15 protein-coding genes are annotated in these 13,152 nt (G+C 71.1%); 8 read left to right on the forward strand and 7 right to left on the reverse strand.

All coding sequences use genetic code 11. The annotated features are described in order from the left end of the window. Positions 1-107: 107 nt before the first annotated feature. From fabI to J5Y05_RS27870, 3 genes are all read right to left on the reverse strand, one after another. Positions 108-875, reverse strand: a complete 768-nt coding sequence (gene fabI / locus J5Y05_RS27860) for an enoyl-ACP reductase FabI (protein ID WP_210875994.1) — start codon at positions 873-875, stop codon at positions 108-110. A gap of 5 nt (positions 876-880) precedes the next feature. Beyond that, positions 881-1,600: a 3-oxoacyl-[acyl-carrier-protein] reductase gene (gene fabG, locus J5Y05_RS27865; RefSeq protein ID WP_210875996.1), complete on the reverse strand. Its 720-nt coding sequence runs from the start codon at positions 1,598-1,600 to the stop codon at positions 881-883. A 149-nt stretch (positions 1,601-1,749) separates the two neighbouring features. Further along, positions 1,750-2,163 carry an ATP-binding protein gene (locus tag J5Y05_RS27870; protein WP_307854124.1) on the reverse strand — a complete coding sequence of 138 codons (414 nt, stop codon included), beginning with the start codon at positions 2,161-2,163 and terminating at the stop codon, positions 1,750-1,752. Positions 2,164-2,369: 206 nt separating this feature from the next. Between J5Y05_RS27870 and J5Y05_RS27875 the strand changes: the two genes are divergently transcribed. From J5Y05_RS27875 to tyrS, 6 genes are all read left to right on the forward strand, one after another. Beyond that, on the forward strand, positions 2,370-3,224 hold the full coding sequence (locus J5Y05_RS27875; protein WP_210875999.1) for a helix-turn-helix domain-containing protein: 855 nt from the start codon (positions 2,370-2,372) through the stop codon (positions 3,222-3,224). Further along, positions 3,221-3,421, forward strand: a complete 201-nt coding sequence (locus J5Y05_RS27880) for a DUF397 domain-containing protein (RefSeq protein WP_210876001.1) — start codon at positions 3,221-3,223, stop codon at positions 3,419-3,421. The genes J5Y05_RS27875 and J5Y05_RS27880 overlap by 4 nt, the downstream gene beginning before the upstream one ends. Before the next feature lie 81 nt (positions 3,422-3,502). Further along, positions 3,503-3,697, forward strand: a complete 195-nt coding sequence (locus J5Y05_RS27885; RefSeq protein ID WP_210876003.1) for a DUF397 domain-containing protein — start codon at positions 3,503-3,505, stop codon at positions 3,695-3,697. Positions 3,698-3,870: 173 nt separating this feature from the next. After that, positions 3,871-5,424 carry a TldD/PmbA family protein gene (locus J5Y05_RS27890; RefSeq protein ID WP_210876005.1) on the forward strand — a complete coding sequence of 518 codons (1,554 nt, stop codon included), beginning with the start codon at positions 3,871-3,873 and terminating at the stop codon, positions 5,422-5,424. Beyond that, on the forward strand, positions 5,421-6,815 hold the full coding sequence (locus J5Y05_RS27895) for a metallopeptidase TldD-related protein (RefSeq protein WP_210876007.1): 1,395 nt from the start codon (positions 5,421-5,423) through the stop codon (positions 6,813-6,815). The genes J5Y05_RS27890 and J5Y05_RS27895 overlap by 4 nt, the downstream gene beginning before the upstream one ends. An 88-nt stretch (positions 6,816-6,903) precedes the next feature. Further along, positions 6,904-8,172 (forward strand): tyrosine--tRNA ligase, encoded by a 1,269-nt coding sequence (tyrS, locus tag J5Y05_RS27900; RefSeq protein ID WP_210876009.1) that lies wholly within the window; start codon positions 6,904-6,906, stop codon positions 8,170-8,172. Positions 8,173-8,295: 123 nt separating this feature from the next. Here tyrS and J5Y05_RS27905 read toward each other — a convergent pair whose 3' ends face one another. Next, the gene (locus J5Y05_RS27905) at positions 8,296-8,577 is read right to left on the reverse strand and encodes a GlsB/YeaQ/YmgE family stress response membrane protein (protein ID WP_210876010.1); all 282 of its coding nucleotides are present in this window, start codon (positions 8,575-8,577) and stop codon (positions 8,296-8,298) included. A gap of 277 nt (positions 8,578-8,854) precedes the next feature. Here J5Y05_RS27905 and J5Y05_RS27910 point away from each other — a divergent pair, with 277 nt between their 5' ends. After that, on the forward strand, positions 8,855-9,250 hold the full coding sequence (locus J5Y05_RS27910) for a DUF3099 domain-containing protein (protein ID WP_210876012.1): 396 nt from the start codon (positions 8,855-8,857) through the stop codon (positions 9,248-9,250). Between the two features lie 232 nt (positions 9,251-9,482). Further along, the gene (locus J5Y05_RS27915) at positions 9,483-9,704 is read left to right on the forward strand and encodes a hypothetical protein (protein ID WP_210876014.1); all 222 of its coding nucleotides are present in this window, start codon (positions 9,483-9,485) and stop codon (positions 9,702-9,704) included. A gap of 50 nt (positions 9,705-9,754) precedes the next feature. Here the strand turns inward: J5Y05_RS27915 and moaA are convergent, their stop codons facing one another. The 3 genes from moaA to J5Y05_RS27930 all read right to left on the reverse strand — a co-directional run bounded on the left by moaA (position 9,755) and on the right by J5Y05_RS27930 (position 12,901). Next, positions 9,755-10,744, reverse strand: a complete 990-nt coding sequence (moaA, locus tag J5Y05_RS27920) for a GTP 3',8-cyclase MoaA (protein ID WP_210876016.1) — start codon at positions 10,742-10,744, stop codon at positions 9,755-9,757. Positions 10,745-10,922: 178 nt separating this feature from the next. Further along, positions 10,923-12,548, reverse strand: coding sequence for a monocarboxylic acid transporter (locus J5Y05_RS27925; protein ID WP_210876018.1), 1,626 nt, complete (start codon positions 12,546-12,548; stop codon positions 10,923-10,925). Beyond that, the gene (locus J5Y05_RS27930; protein ID WP_210876020.1) at positions 12,545-12,901 is read right to left on the reverse strand and encodes a DUF485 domain-containing protein; all 357 of its coding nucleotides are present in this window, start codon (positions 12,899-12,901) and stop codon (positions 12,545-12,547) included. The genes J5Y05_RS27925 and J5Y05_RS27930 overlap by 4 nt, the downstream gene beginning before the upstream one ends. Between the last annotated feature and the right edge of the window lie 251 nt (positions 12,902-13,152).

Raw genomic sequence — 13,152 nt, forward strand, 5'->3', positions numbered from 1 at the left:
AGGCGGTCTCGTAGCGGCCCCGGACGGCCTCGGACGGCCTCGGGCGCATGGAGGGGAACGCCGAGGGCCCGCGTCCCGGTCGGACGCGGGCCCCAAAGGCGGGTCGGTCAGGCGCCGATGGCGTGCAGACCGCCGTCGACGTGGACGATCTCGCCCGTCGTCTTCGGGAACCAGTCGCTCAGCAGGGCGACGATGCCGCGGCCGGCCGGCTCCGGGTCCTTCAGGTCCCACTCCAGGGGGGAGCGGGTGTCCCAGACGGAGGCCAGCTCGCTGAAGCCCGGGATGGACTTGGCGGCCATGGAGCCGAGCGGGCCGGCGGAGACGAGGTTGCAGCGGATGTTCTGCTTGCCGAGGTCGCGGGCCATGTAGCGGCTGGTGGCCTCCAGGGCGGCCTTGGCCGGGCCCATCCAGTCGTACTGCGGCCAGGCGAACTGGGCGTCGAAGGTGAGGCCGACGACCGAGCCGCCGTTCTGCATCAGCGGCAGGCAGGCCATGGTCAGCGACTTCAGGGAGTACGCCGAGACGTGCATGGCCGTGGCGACCGACTCGAAGGGCGTGTTCAGGAAGTTGCCGCCGAGCGCGTCCTGTGGCGCGAAGCCGATGGAGTGCACGACGCCGTCGAGGCCGCCCAGCTCCTCGCCGACCACGTCGGCCAGGCGTGCGAGGTGCTCGTCGTTGGTGACGTCCAGCTCGATGACCTTGGTGGGCTTGGGCAGCTTCTTGGCGATGCGCTCGGTCAGCGTGGGCCGCGGGAAGGCGGTAAGGATGATCTCGGCGCCCTGCTCCTGGGCCAGCTTGGCCGTGTGGAAGGCGATGGAGGCCTCCGTCAGCACACCGGTGATCAGGATGCGCTTGCCTTCGAGAATTCCGCTCATGGTGATCAGTGACCCATTCCCAGTCCGCCGTCAACGGGGATGACGGCTCCAGTGATGTACGAGGCGTCGTCCGAGGCGAGGAACCGCACCGTCGCGGCGATCTCCTCCGGCTGCGCGTACCGGCCGAGCGGCACCTGCGAGACGATGCCCGCGCGCTGCTCGTCGGTGAGGACCTTGGTCATGTCGGTGTCGACGAAGCCGGGCGCGACGACGTTGAAGGTGATGTTGCGCGAGCCCAGCTCACGGGCGAGGGAGCGCGCGAAGCCGACCAGGGCGGCCTTGGAGGCGGCGTAGTTCGCCTGCCCCGCGGAGCCGAGCAGCCCGACGACCGAGGAGATGAGGACGACGCGGCCCTTCTTGGCGCGCAGCATGGCGCGGTTGGCGCGCTTGACGACGCGGAAGGTGCCGGTGAGGTTGGTGTCGACGACGGAGGTGAAGTCCTCCTCGGACATGCGCATCAGGAGCTGGTCCTTGGTGACGCCGGCGTTGGCGATCAGCACCTCGACGGGACCGTGCGCTTCCTCGATCTCCTTGTAGGCACGCTCCACCTGCTCGCTGTCGGTGATGTCGCACCTGACGGCGAGGCAGCCCAGTTCCTTGAGGACGGCCGGCGGCTCCCCCGAGCGGTACGTGATCGCAACCTTGTCGCCGGCGTCGGCGAACGCGCGGGCGATGGCGAGGCCGATGCCCCGGTTGCCTCCGGTGACGAGAACCGAGCGGCTCATCGGATCACCCTTTCCCTAGCTGGTACTCCGCCCGAGCACCCGGATGACCAGTGGCGACGACAGGCGGCTTCCTCGAAAACCTATCGGTCCCCGCCCCGTCCCGGAGAATCGGGCACCCACAGTGGCACACCGGACAGACTGTCGGGTCCCTACAGAAGGGGCCCTCGGACCGCGCACTCGGCCCATACGATTTTGCCCGGACCCGTCCGGCCGGTCACGCCCCAGCGGTCGGCGACGGCCTCGACGAGGAGGAGACCTCTTCCGCCGTCGGCCACCTCGGGGTGGCCCGCCGGTTCGGGGGGTTCCGGGTGCGCCGGGTGGGTGTCGGACACCTCGACGCGGACGACTCCCACCGTCCGGTCGTACGTGAGCCGCAACTCGAAGTCGCGCCCCGGGACGCGGCCGTGGAGAACCGCGTTGGCAGCGAGTTCGGCCACGACGAGGGTGACGGTGTCGGAGACCGGGCTGCCGTAGGGCAGGTGCCACAGGTCGAGCCGGTGAGTGGCGAGTCTGCGGGCGAGACGCGCGCCCCGGCGCGTGGCGGAGAACCGCTGGGCGAACACACTTACGGTAACGGCCTCTTGGGCCCGTGGTGCTGGCATGCGCCCAGCGTTCCGGCACGCCACCCGCCCCCGACAGGGACGACGCCCATACAAGCGCGGCTGTATCGGTGCACACTCTGGACTGGGTGGGTAACTCCCCGTGACCATGGGCGGTTCGGGCGGGGTTGGGTGAGGCGTGAGAACGCGAACACGGGAGGCACGCGGCGATGAGGGTGGACCACGGCGGAGGCGGCGGCACCAACGGCACGGAGACGGAGCTCTCCGACAGTCTCAAGACCTTCGGTGCGGTCCTCAAGGCGCTGCGCGAGGAATCACGCCTGACCCAGGAGGAGTTCGCGCTGCGGGTGCGGTACTCGGCCGCGTACGTCGCCAAGATCGAGCAGGGGAAGCGGTTCCCTCCGGCGGACCTGCCCGCACGGGCGGAGGAAGTCCTCGGACCGGTCGCGCTCAAGGTCCTCACGGCAGCGGCGAAGAGCCTGACGCGGAGGGCGGTATTGGCGTCCTGGTTTCGGCAGTGGGCTGAGATCGAGGAGGATGCGGTCTCTCTGTACGCGTACGAGTGCCGGGCGATTCCAGGGCTGCTGCAACCTGAGACATACATCCGGGCAATCTTCGACCGACGGCTGCCGCCTGCGTCCGAGGAGCAGATCGAACGTGAGGTCGCGTCTCGGCTGGACAGGCAACAGCTCGTCTCCGCCAACCAGAACACCGCGTTCAGCTTCGTCATCGAAGAGAGCGTCGTAGCCCGGCGCATGGGAGGGCGCGATGTCACGAGGCGAGTCATCGATCGTCTTCTCGAGATGAGCGCGCGGCGCAACGTCGAGATCCAGATCATGGCCACCGTCCAGGAGGATCACTGCGGCATCGATGGTCAGATGTACCTCGCGGAGACAACTGGTCATCAGTGGCTCGGCTACACCGAGGGCCAGCGGTCAAGCAGCCTGATCTCCGCTCCCGAGGATGTAAGTGTGCTGCTCCAGCGCTACGGCAAGCTCCGTTCCCAAGCCCTGGACTGTCGGGCTACCGTGATGCTGCTGGAACAGATGCGAGGAGCGCTATGACTACCGTCTACGAGCTGAGCTGGTTCAAGAGCAGCTACAGCGGCAGCGAGAACGACAACTGCGTCGAGGTCGCCGTGCGCCCCGAGGTCGTCCACGTCCGCGACTCCAAGGACAAGCGCATCCGCCCACTCGCCGTCACGCCGACCGCCTGGACGGCGTTCACGGCACTCGCGGCCGACTCGTCCCCGGACGACTGAGTCCACGTCGTAGGACGCTCACAGGCCGACCCTGAGTCGTATGGCCACCGTGGACCCGCCGAGGGAGATGCAAGGAGCGCTATGAGCACCGAACCGGCCTGGTTCAAGAGCAGCTACAGCGGAAGTGGCGGCGGCAACTGCGTCGAGGTCGCCGTGCGCCCCGAGGTCGTCCACGTCCGCGACTCCAAGGACAAGCGCATCCGCCCACTCGCCGTCACGCCGACCGCCTGGACGGCGTTCACTGCACTCGCGGGCAACTCGTCCCCGAACGACTGAGTCCACGTCGTAGGGACGCTCACGGGCGGGCACGGGGTCGGTCCCGTGCCCGCCCGTCGGTCCGCGCACGCCGGGCCGTCCGTCGCCGTCCTCGCGGCTTCCGTGAGCCCGATGGGTGAGACGTGGTTCACTGCCTTCGACGGTCGTCCCAGGCCCCCGAAGGGATCTCCCCCGTGCCGCACAGCATCGACGAAGCCTTCACGGCACTCCCCCTGCGCGCCCTCGCCGACGCCGCCCTCGCGCGGGCGCGTTCGCTCGGCGCGTCGCACGCGGACTTCCGGCTGGAGCGGGTGCGCAGCGCCTCCTGGCGGCTGAGGGACGCCAGGCCCGCCGGGTCCTCCGACAGCACCGACCTGGGATACGCGGTGCGGGTCGTGCACGAGGGCGCGTGGGGCTTCGCCGCGGGCGTGGACCTCACCCTGGACGCCGCCGCCAAGGTCGCCTCGCAGGCGGTGGCGATGGCGCGGCTCTCCGCCCGGGTCATCAAGGCGGCCGGGCCGGACGCCGCCCCCGCCACGCCGCACGGGCGGTGGGGGTACGTGGAGCTGGCCGACGAGCCGGTGCACGCCGACCGGACGTGGGTCTCCTCGTACGAGACCGATCCCTTCGACGTGCCGGGCGAGGAGAAGGCGGGGCTGCTGGCCGAGTTCAGCGGGCGGCTGCTCGCCGCGGACGGGGTGGACCACGTGGACGCCTCGCTGCTCACCGTGCGCGAGAACAAGTTCTACGCGGACACCGCGGGGACGGTGACCACGCAGCAGCGGGTCCGGCTGCATCCGGTGCTGACGGCCGTGTCGGTGGACGGGGCCGGCGGCGAGTTCGACTCGATGCGCACCCTCGCGCCCCCGGTCGGGCGGGGCTGGGAGTACCTCACCGGCACCGGCTGGGACTGGGACGCGGAGCTGGCGGAGCTGCCGGAGCTGCTGGCCGAGAAGATGCGGGCGCCGAGCGTCGAGGCCGGGCGGTACGACCTGGTCGTCGACCCGTCCAACCTGTGGCTGACCATCCACGAGTCGGTCGGCCACGCCACCGAGCTGGACCGCGCCCTCGGCTACGAGGCGGCGTACGCGGGCACCTCCTTCGCCACCTTCGACCAACTGGGCGCCCTGCGCTACGGCTCGGAGTTGATGAACGTCACCGGCGACCGCACCGCCGAACACGGACTGGCGACCGTCGGCTACGACGACGAGGGCGTCGAGGCGCAGTCCTGGGACCTGGTGCGCGACGGCACGCTCGTGGGCTACCAGCTCGACCGGCGGATCGCCCGCCTGACCGGGTTCGAGCGGTCCAACGGGTGCGCCTTCGCCGACTCCCCCGCGCACGTGCCGGTGCAGCGCATGGCCAACGTCTCGCTGCTGCCCGATCCGGGCGGGCTGTCCACCGAGGACCTGATCGGGGGCGTGGAGCGGGGCATCTACGTGGTCGGGGACCGCTCGTGGTCCATCGACATGCAGCGGTACAACTTCCAGTTCACCGGGCAGCGGTTCTTCCGGATCGAGAACGGGCGGCTGGCCGGCCAGGTGCGGGACGTGGCGTACCAGGCGAGCACCACCGACTTCTGGGGTTCCCTGGCGGCCGTCGGCGGTCCGCAGACCTATGTCCTGGGCGGCGCCTTCAACTGCGGCAAGGCCCAGCCGGGGCAGGTGGCGGCGGTGTCGCACGGCTGCCCGTCCGCCCTCTTCAAGGGCGTCACCATTCTGAACACCACGCAGGAGGCCGGCCGATGAGCGCGCGTACCGACAAGCCGCACGAGGTCGTCGAACGGGCGCTGGACCTCTCCCGGGCCGACGGGTGCGTCGTCCTCGCCGAGGAGCACTCCACCGCCAACCTGCGCTGGGCGGGCAACGCGCTCACCACCAACGGCGTCACGCGCGGGCGCACGCTCACGGTCGTCGCCACCGTCGACGGCCGGGAGGGCACCGCGTCCGGCGTGGTGTCGCGGTCCGCCGTGACCGCCGACGACCTGGAGCCGCTGGTGCGGGCCGCGGAGGAGGCCGCGCGGAGCGCCGGGCCCGCGGAGGACGCGGGTCCGCTGGTCCGGGACGTGCCGGTGTCCGCGGAGTTCACGCAGGGGCCGGCGGAGACGTCGTCGGCGGTGTTCGCGGAGTTCGCGCCGGCCCTCGGGGAGGCGTTCGCCCGCGCGCGGGCGGGCGGGCGCGAGCTGTACGGTTTCGCCCACCACGAGGTGTCCTCGACGTACCTGGGGACGTCGACGGGGCTGCGGCTGCGGCACGACCAGCCGAACGGGACGCTGGAGGTGAACGCCAAGTCGCCGGACCGGACCCGGTCGGCGTGGGCGGGCCGCGCCACCCGGGACTTCCGGGACGTCGACCCGGTCGCGCTCGACGCGGAGCTGGGCGTGCGCCTGGGCTGGGCGTCCCGGCGGGTGGAGCTGCCCGCGGGGCGCTACGAGACGCTGTTGCCGCCGACCGCCGTCGCCGACCTGCTGATCTACCAGATGTGGTCGTCCTCGGGCCGGGACGCGGCCGAGGGGCGCACCGTGTTCTCCCGGCCGGGCGGCGGCACGCGCGTGGGCGACCGGATCGCCGCCCTGCCGCTGACGCTGCGCGGCGACCCGCGGGAGCCGGGGCTGGAGAGCGCGCCCTTCGTGATCGCGCACTCCTCGGGCGGCGACCAGTCGGTCTTCGACAACGGGCTGCCGCTGGAGGCGACCGACTGGGTCCGCGACGGCGAGCTGGCCCATCTGTCGACGACCCGGCACGGGGCGGAGCTGACCGGGCTGCCGGTGCGCCCGCCGGTCGGGAACCTGGTGCTGGAGGGCGGCGACGACCGGTCGCTGGAGGAGATGGTCGCGGGGACCCGGCGCGGGCTGCTGCTGACCTGCCTGTGGTACATCCGTGAGGTGGACCCGGCGACGCTGCTGCTGACCGGGCTCACCCGGGACGGCGTCTACCTCGTCGAGGACGGCGAGGTGACGGGGGAGGTCAACAACTTCCGGTTCAACGAGTCGCCGGTGGACCTGCTGGGCCGGGCCACGGAGGCGGGGCGCACCGGCAGGACGCTGCCGCGGGAGTGGGCGGACTGGTTCACGCGGGCCGCGATGCCCCCGCTGCGGGTGCCCGACTTCAACATGAGCTCGGTCAGCCGGGGCGTATAACCTCGTAGGCACTGACCCAGGCCGTCCCCCGGACGGCCGCATGGGCACCGATTCGCAGTAGCGGCATCACCGAGGAGACGCGAGAACCGTGACGGACATCGTCGACGAGCTGAAGTGGCGCGGGCTGTTCGCCCAGTCCACCGACGAGGACGCCTTGCGCAAGGCGCTCGCGGACGGTCCCGTGACGTTCTATTGCGGTTTCGACCCGACCGCCCCCTCGTTGCACGTGGGGCACCTGGTGCAGGTGCTCACGGTGCGGCGGCTCCAGCAGGCCGGTCACCGGCCGCTGGCGCTGGTCGGCGGGGCGACGGGGCAGATCGGGGACCCGCGTCCGACGGCGGAGCGCACGCTGAACTCGCCGGAGACCGTGGCCGGCTGGGTGGAGCGGCTGCGCGGGCAGATCGAGCCGTTCCTGTCCTTCGAGGGCGAGAACGCGGCCGTGATGGTCAACAACCTCGACTGGACGCAGAACCTGTCCGCGATCGAGTTCCTGCGGGACATCGGCAAGCACTTCCGGGTCAACAAGATGCTGACCAAGGACTCCGTCGCCCGCCGGCTGGAGTCGTCCGAGGGCATCAGCTACACGGAGTTCAGCTACCAGCTCCTCCAGGCCATGGACTTCCTCCAGCTCTACCGGAGGTACGGCTGCGTGCTCCAGCAGGGCGGCAGCGACCAGTGGGGCAACCTCACGGCCGGCCTGGACCTGCTGCACCGGCTGGAGCCGGACGCCACCACGCACGCGTACGCGACGCCGCTGATGACGAAGGCGGACGGCACGAAGTTCGGCAAGACCGAGGGCGGCGCCGTCTGGCTCGACCCGGAGATGACGACGCCGTACGCCTTCTACCAGTTCTGGCTGAACGTGGACGACCGGGACATCTCGCGGTACATGCGCATCCTGTCCTTCCGGTCCCGCGCGGAGCTGGAGGAGCTGGAGAAGCAGACCGAGGAGCGTCCGCAGGCGCGGGCGGCGCAGCGGGCGCTGGCGGAGGAGCTGACCACGCTGGTGCACGGCGCGGAGCAGACGGCCGCCGTGATCGGCGCCTCGCGGGCGCTGTTCGGGCAGGGCGATCTCGCCGCGCTGGACGAGCGGACGCTGACGGCGGCCCTCTCCGAGCTGCCGCGCGCGCGGGTGGCGGAGTTCGCCCCGGTCGTGGACCTGTTCGCCGAGGTCGGCCTGGTGGCCAGCAAGTCCGCCGCGCGGCGCACCGTCAAGGAGGGCGGCGCGTACGTGAACAACGTGAAGGTGGCCGCCGAGGACGCGGTGCCCGGTCCGGATGACCTGCTGCACGGGCGGTGGCTCGTGCTGCGCCGCGGCAAGCGGAACCTGGCCGCGGTGGAGGTCGCCGCGGGCTGAGACACGCCGGAGGGGCGGTTCCGGTGCTCTCGGGCTCCGGGACCGCCCCTTCGGCGTGTCGCGTCGGTGTACCGGCGTGTCACCGCGGTCGCGTGTCCGTGCGCACGGCGTGTCGGCGGGGGCTCAGGCCCGTTCGCGGCGTCGCCTGCCGCGTACCGCCATGTAGAGCGCGTCGCCGACGGCGACGATGATGATGGCCGCCACGAGCTGGAACAGGTGCCGCCACCAGTCGATGCCGGAGGTGGCCGCCACACCGGCCGCTCGGGCGACCGCGTTGCCGACGATGGCGCCGAGCATGCCGAAGATGGTGATCAGCCACAGGGGGCTGTGCTGCTTCCCCGGAATGATCGCCTTGGCGATCAGGCCCAGCACGAAACCGACGATGATCGCCCACAACCAGCCCATGTCTGCCTCCTCATTTGGCTCACTCGGCTTGGCTCATTCGGCTCGGAGCACTACGGGAAGTCTCCGGTCGTACCGCGAACGGCGCATGCCGGGTACGGCCGGACGGGGTACGGCGCCACGGTGCCCGGCGTACGCGGGGCGGGCGGGCCGGGGCGACCCGGTCTCGTCGGCGCGGGAGGCGCGGCGTACCGTGGGGAGGGTCCGGGACCGGGACCCCGAGCGGTCGCGGACGGCAGCGGGGCGGGGAAGGACCGATGCGGGCGGTTGGTGGAATGTGATGCGGAAGCGGAATGGCGGCGGCGCCGAGGTGTTCCGGATCACCGGAGCCCGAGCGGGCCTCCAGGAGGATGTCCGCGCGCGGCAGCGCCGATATGTGATCTCCATGTCGATCAGGACGGTTTCGGTCATCCTCGCCGCGTGCCTGTGGGGTGTGGAACGGTACGTCGCGATCGTGGCCCTGGTGTTCGGCGCGGTCCTGCCGTACATCGCGGTGGTGATCGCCAACGCCGGGCGGGAGAACGCGCCGGGGCTGCCGTCGACGTTCGTGACCGCGCCCACGCGCACGATGATCACCACTCCCGAGTCCGGCGAGGACGGGGCGGAATCCGACGCGGAGGACGGGGCGAAGGCCCCCACCGCCGGGGCGGCACACGAGCCGCACGGCCGTCCGTGACGGTCCGGCCCGGCGGGGCGGGCGTCGATTCCACGCCAGCGCCGCGGGCGGCTCAGATCAATCGTGTTGTTCCGGTGCCGGGCGGCGGGGGACCCGTGACATACTTCGTAGGCGCTCCGCATCCCCCGTCGGAGCGACGGACCGACGCCGGGCAGCTCCCCCCGTGGCTGCTCGGCGTCGCCTTTTCCGCGGCCGGGTGCCGCGCCCGTTCCGGGGGCTGTGAGACGAACCCGTGAGTGACGAGACGCTTCCGATCTGTTCCGCCAAGGGCTGCCGTGCGACGGCCGTGTGGGTGCTGGCCTGGAACAACCCCAAGATCCATACGCCCGAGCGGCGCAAGACGTGGGTCGCGTGCGAGGAGCACCGCGAGCACCTGTCCCAGTTCCTCGGGATGCGCGGTTTCCTGAAGGACGTCGTGGCCTTCGAGGAGTGGCGGTCCGCCGAGGGCGCGTAACCCTCCGTGAGGCGGCCCCCGCGGCACAGGGGCCGCTGCGGGGCCCGGGGTCAGCCGCCGATCGCGGACATCGGCCGGTCGGGCTGGACGAAGGACGGGTCGTCGAGGCCCGCGCCGGCCTTCTTGCCCCACATCGCCTGCCGCCACAGCCGGGCGATCTCCTCGTCGGGCGCCTCCGAGCGCAGGGCCGCGCGCAGGTCGGTCTCCTCGCGGGCGAAGAGGCAGGTGCGCACCTGGCCGTCGGCGGTCAGGCGGGTGCGGTCGCAGGCCGAGCAGAACGGGCGGGTGACGGAGGCGATGACGCCGACGGTGTGCGGGCCGCCGTCCACGATCCAGCGCTCGGCGGGGGCCGAGCCGCGCTCCTCGGCGCCCTCGGGGGCCAGCGCGAAGCGGGTGCGCAGCGCGGCGAGGATGTCGCCGGCGGTGACCATGCCCTCGCGCTTCCAGCCGTGCTGGGCGTCGAGGGGCATCTGCTCGATGAAGCGCAGCTCGTAGCCGTGCTCGATGGCCCAGGCGAGCAGGTCGGGGGCCTCGTCGGCGTTGAGGCCGGGCATGAGGACCGTGTTGACCTTGACGGGGGTCAGTCCGGCCTCGCGGGCGGCGCGCAGCCCCTCCAGGACGTCCTTGTGCCGGTCCCGGCGGGTGAGTGCCTTGAAGACGTCGGGGCGCAGGGTGTCCAGGGAGACGTTGACCCGGTCCAGTCCGGCGTCCTTGAGGGCCCGCGCGATACGGCCGAGACCTATGCCGTTGGTGGTCAGGGAGGTCTGGGGGCGCGGTTCCAGGGCGGCGACGCGGGCGACGATGCCGGGCAGTCCGGGGCGGAGCAGGGGCTCTCCGCCGGTGAAGCGGACCTCCTCGACGCCGAGCGAGGTGACCGCTATGCCGACGAGGCGGACGATCTCGTCGTCGGTGAGCAGGTCCGGCTTGGCGAGCCACTGGAGCCCTTCCTCGGGCATGCAGTAGGTGCAGCGCAGGTTGCAGCGGTCGGTGAGCGAGACCCTCAGGTCGGTGGCCACGCGTCCGTAGGTGTCGATGAGCATGGGCCCCCTCCCTCGGCATGGGACGGCGGAGCGCTCCTTGTCTCCTCCGACATCTGTGAGCCTACGTGACCCTCGCGGGGCCGGTGGATCGGCCGTTGCCGGGGCACCGGAAGCGGCCGCGTCGTGGACACCTCCAGGGTGCCCGCGACGCGGCCGCGACGCTCGTGCGGCGGTCGGCTCAGTGCGCGCCGGTGCCGGTCAGGGAGCGGACCTCCAGCTCGGCGTACTTGGCGGCGTCGGGCTCCTCCTTGGACAGGAGGGTGCCGAGCCAGCCCATGAGGAAGCCGAACGGGATGGAGATCAGGCCCGGGTTCTTCAGCGGGAACCAGGCGAAGTCCGCGTCGGGGAACATCGCGGTGGGGTCGCCGGAGACCACGGGCGAGAAGAGCACCAGTCCGACGGCGACGACGAGGCCGCCGTAGATCGACCACAGGGCGCCCTGGGTGGTGAACCGCTTCCAGAAGAGGCTGTAGAGGATGGTCGGCAGGTTGGCCGAGGCGGCGACCGCGAAGGCCAGCGCGACCAGGCCGGCCACGTTCAGGTCGCGGGCGAGGGTGCCGAGGCCGATGGAGACGACGCCGATGAAGACGGTCGCCCAGCGGGCGGCGCGGACCTCCTCGCGGCCGGTGGCCTGCCCCTTGCGGATGACGTTGGCGTAGATGTCGTGGGCGAAGGAGGAGGACGAGGCGAGGGTGAGTCCGGCGACCACGGCGAGGATCGTGGCGAAGGCGACCGCGGAGATGGTGGCGAGCAGGATCGCGCCCCAGGCCGAGTCGACGCCGCCGATGTGCAGGGCGAGCAGGGGCGCCGCGGTGTTGCCGGACGGGTTGGACGCCTTGATCTCGTCCTGGGAGATGAGCGCGGCGGCTCCGAAACCGAGCGCGATGGTCATCAGGTAGAAGGCGCCGATGATGCCGATGGCCCAGTTCACGGACTTCCGGGCGGCCTTGGCGTTGGGCACCGTGTAGAAGCGGATCAGGATGTGCGGCAGGCCGGCGGTGCCGAGCACCAGCGCGATGCCGAGGGAGATGAAGTCCAGCTTGGTGGTGCCGGTCGCCCCGTACTGGAGGCCGGGCTCCAGGAAGGCGGCGCCCTTGCCGCTGTTCTCGGCGGCCTGGCCGAGCAGGTCGGAGACGTTGAAGTTGAACTTGAGCAGCACCAGGAAGGTGATGAGGATCGTGCCGCCGATGAGGAGGACGGCCTTGACCATCTGGACCCAGGTGGTGCCCTTCATGCCGCCGATGGAGACGTACACGATCATCAGGACGCCGACCAGGGCGACGATGAGGACCTTGCCCGCGTCGGAGGTGATGCCGAGGAGCAGGGAGACGAGGACGCCCGCGCCGGCCATCTGGGCCAGCAGGTAGAAGATCGAGACGACGATGGTGGAGGTGCCGGCGGCGGTGCGCACGGGCCGCTGGCGCATCCGGTAGGCGAGGACGTCGCCCATGGTGTAGCGGCCGGAGTTGCGCAGCGGCTCGGCCACCAGGAGCAGGGCGACGAGCCAGGCGACCAGGAAGCCGATCGAGTACAGGAAGCCGTCGTAGCCGAAGATGGCGATGGCGCCGGCGATTCCGAGGAAGGACGCGGCGGACATGTAGTCGCCGGAGACGGCGAGTCCGTTCTGCAGGGCGCTGAACTGCCGTCCGCCCGCGTAGAAGTCGGCGGCGTCCTTGGTCTGGCGGCCCGCCCAGATGGTGATGCCGAGCGTCGCAAGGACGAACAGCGCGAACAGGGTGATGATCAGCGGCCGGTGCTCGCCGGCCTCGTTCACGGCGAGGACCGTGTGCTGTGCGGTGCTCATGCGTCGCCCTCCATCCGGGACTTGATGGCCTCGGCCTTGGGGTCGAGCTGCGCGGCGGCGTGCCGCGAGTACCACCAGGCGATGAGGAAGGTCGTGACGAACTGGGCGAGGCCGAAGACGAGCGCGACGTTGATGTTGCCGAAGAGTCTGGTGCCCATGAAGCCGCCGGCGTAGTTCGACAGCAGCACGTAGAGCAGGTACCAGAGGACGAAGGCGATCGTCAGCGGGAAGGCGAAGGAGCGGAAGGAACGGCGCAGTTCACCGAAGTCCGCACTGTTCTGCACCTCGGAGAACTCCTCGGCGGAGGGAAGTCGGTGTTCCTCTTTCGAGGGGGGCGGTGCGTCGGTGGCCACGGAGTCTCCTCGTACGACGGTCATGACGGCTTGTACCTCGTTCGGAGGCCGGGGCGGCTCGTGCCCCGGCTTCCCTGTCCAACGACACGGCGCCCCTCGGGGACCGGTTCAACACCCGTCCGACTTTCCCAACTCGGTTGCGGGAAGTCATTGCTGGCCAGCGACTTCGGGAGATAGCTTCGCTCTGCACCACTTCCGTCATGTACCTGCCCGACGCCACCTGTGTCCGGGCCGGTTCTCTTTCCGGATGA

The organism is Streptomyces tagetis, from assembly GCF_018069565.1.
GTDB classification, from domain to species: Bacteria; Actinomycetota; Actinomycetes; order Streptomycetales; family Streptomycetaceae; genus Streptomyces; species Streptomyces tagetis.

Excerpts from the sequence above, each read along its gene's own strand:
- J5Y05_RS27905 (WP_210876010.1), bottom strand. The coding sequence starts at position 8,577 with ATGGGCTGGTTGTGGGCGATCATCGTCGGTTTCGTGCTGGGCCTGATC.
- J5Y05_RS27895 (WP_210876007.1), top strand. The coding sequence starts at position 5,421 with ATGAGCGCGCGTACCGACAAGCCGCACGAGGTCGTCGAACGGGCGCTG.
- J5Y05_RS27880 (WP_210876001.1), top strand. The coding sequence starts at position 3,221 with ATGACTACCGTCTACGAGCTGAGCTGGTTCAAGAGCAGCTACAGCGGC.
- J5Y05_RS27925 (WP_210876018.1), bottom strand. The coding sequence starts at position 12,548 with ATGAGCACCGCACAGCACACGGTCCTCGCCGTGAACGAGGCCGGCGAG.
- J5Y05_RS27885 (WP_210876003.1), top strand. The coding sequence starts at position 3,503 with ATGAGCACCGAACCGGCCTGGTTCAAGAGCAGCTACAGCGGAAGTGGC.
- fabI (WP_210875994.1), bottom strand. The coding sequence starts at position 875 with ATGAGCGGAATTCTCGAAGGCAAGCGCATCCTGATCACCGGTGTGCTG.
- J5Y05_RS27875 (WP_210875999.1), top strand. The coding sequence starts at position 2,370 with ATGAGGGTGGACCACGGCGGAGGCGGCGGCACCAACGGCACGGAGACG.
- J5Y05_RS27910 (WP_210876012.1), top strand. The coding sequence starts at position 8,855 with ATGCGGAAGCGGAATGGCGGCGGCGCCGAGGTGTTCCGGATCACCGGA.
- moaA (WP_210876016.1), bottom strand. The coding sequence starts at position 10,744 with ATGCTCATCGACACCTACGGACGCGTGGCCACCGACCTGAGGGTCTCG.
- fabG (WP_210875996.1), bottom strand. The coding sequence starts at position 1,600 with ATGAGCCGCTCGGTTCTCGTCACCGGAGGCAACCGGGGCATCGGCCTC.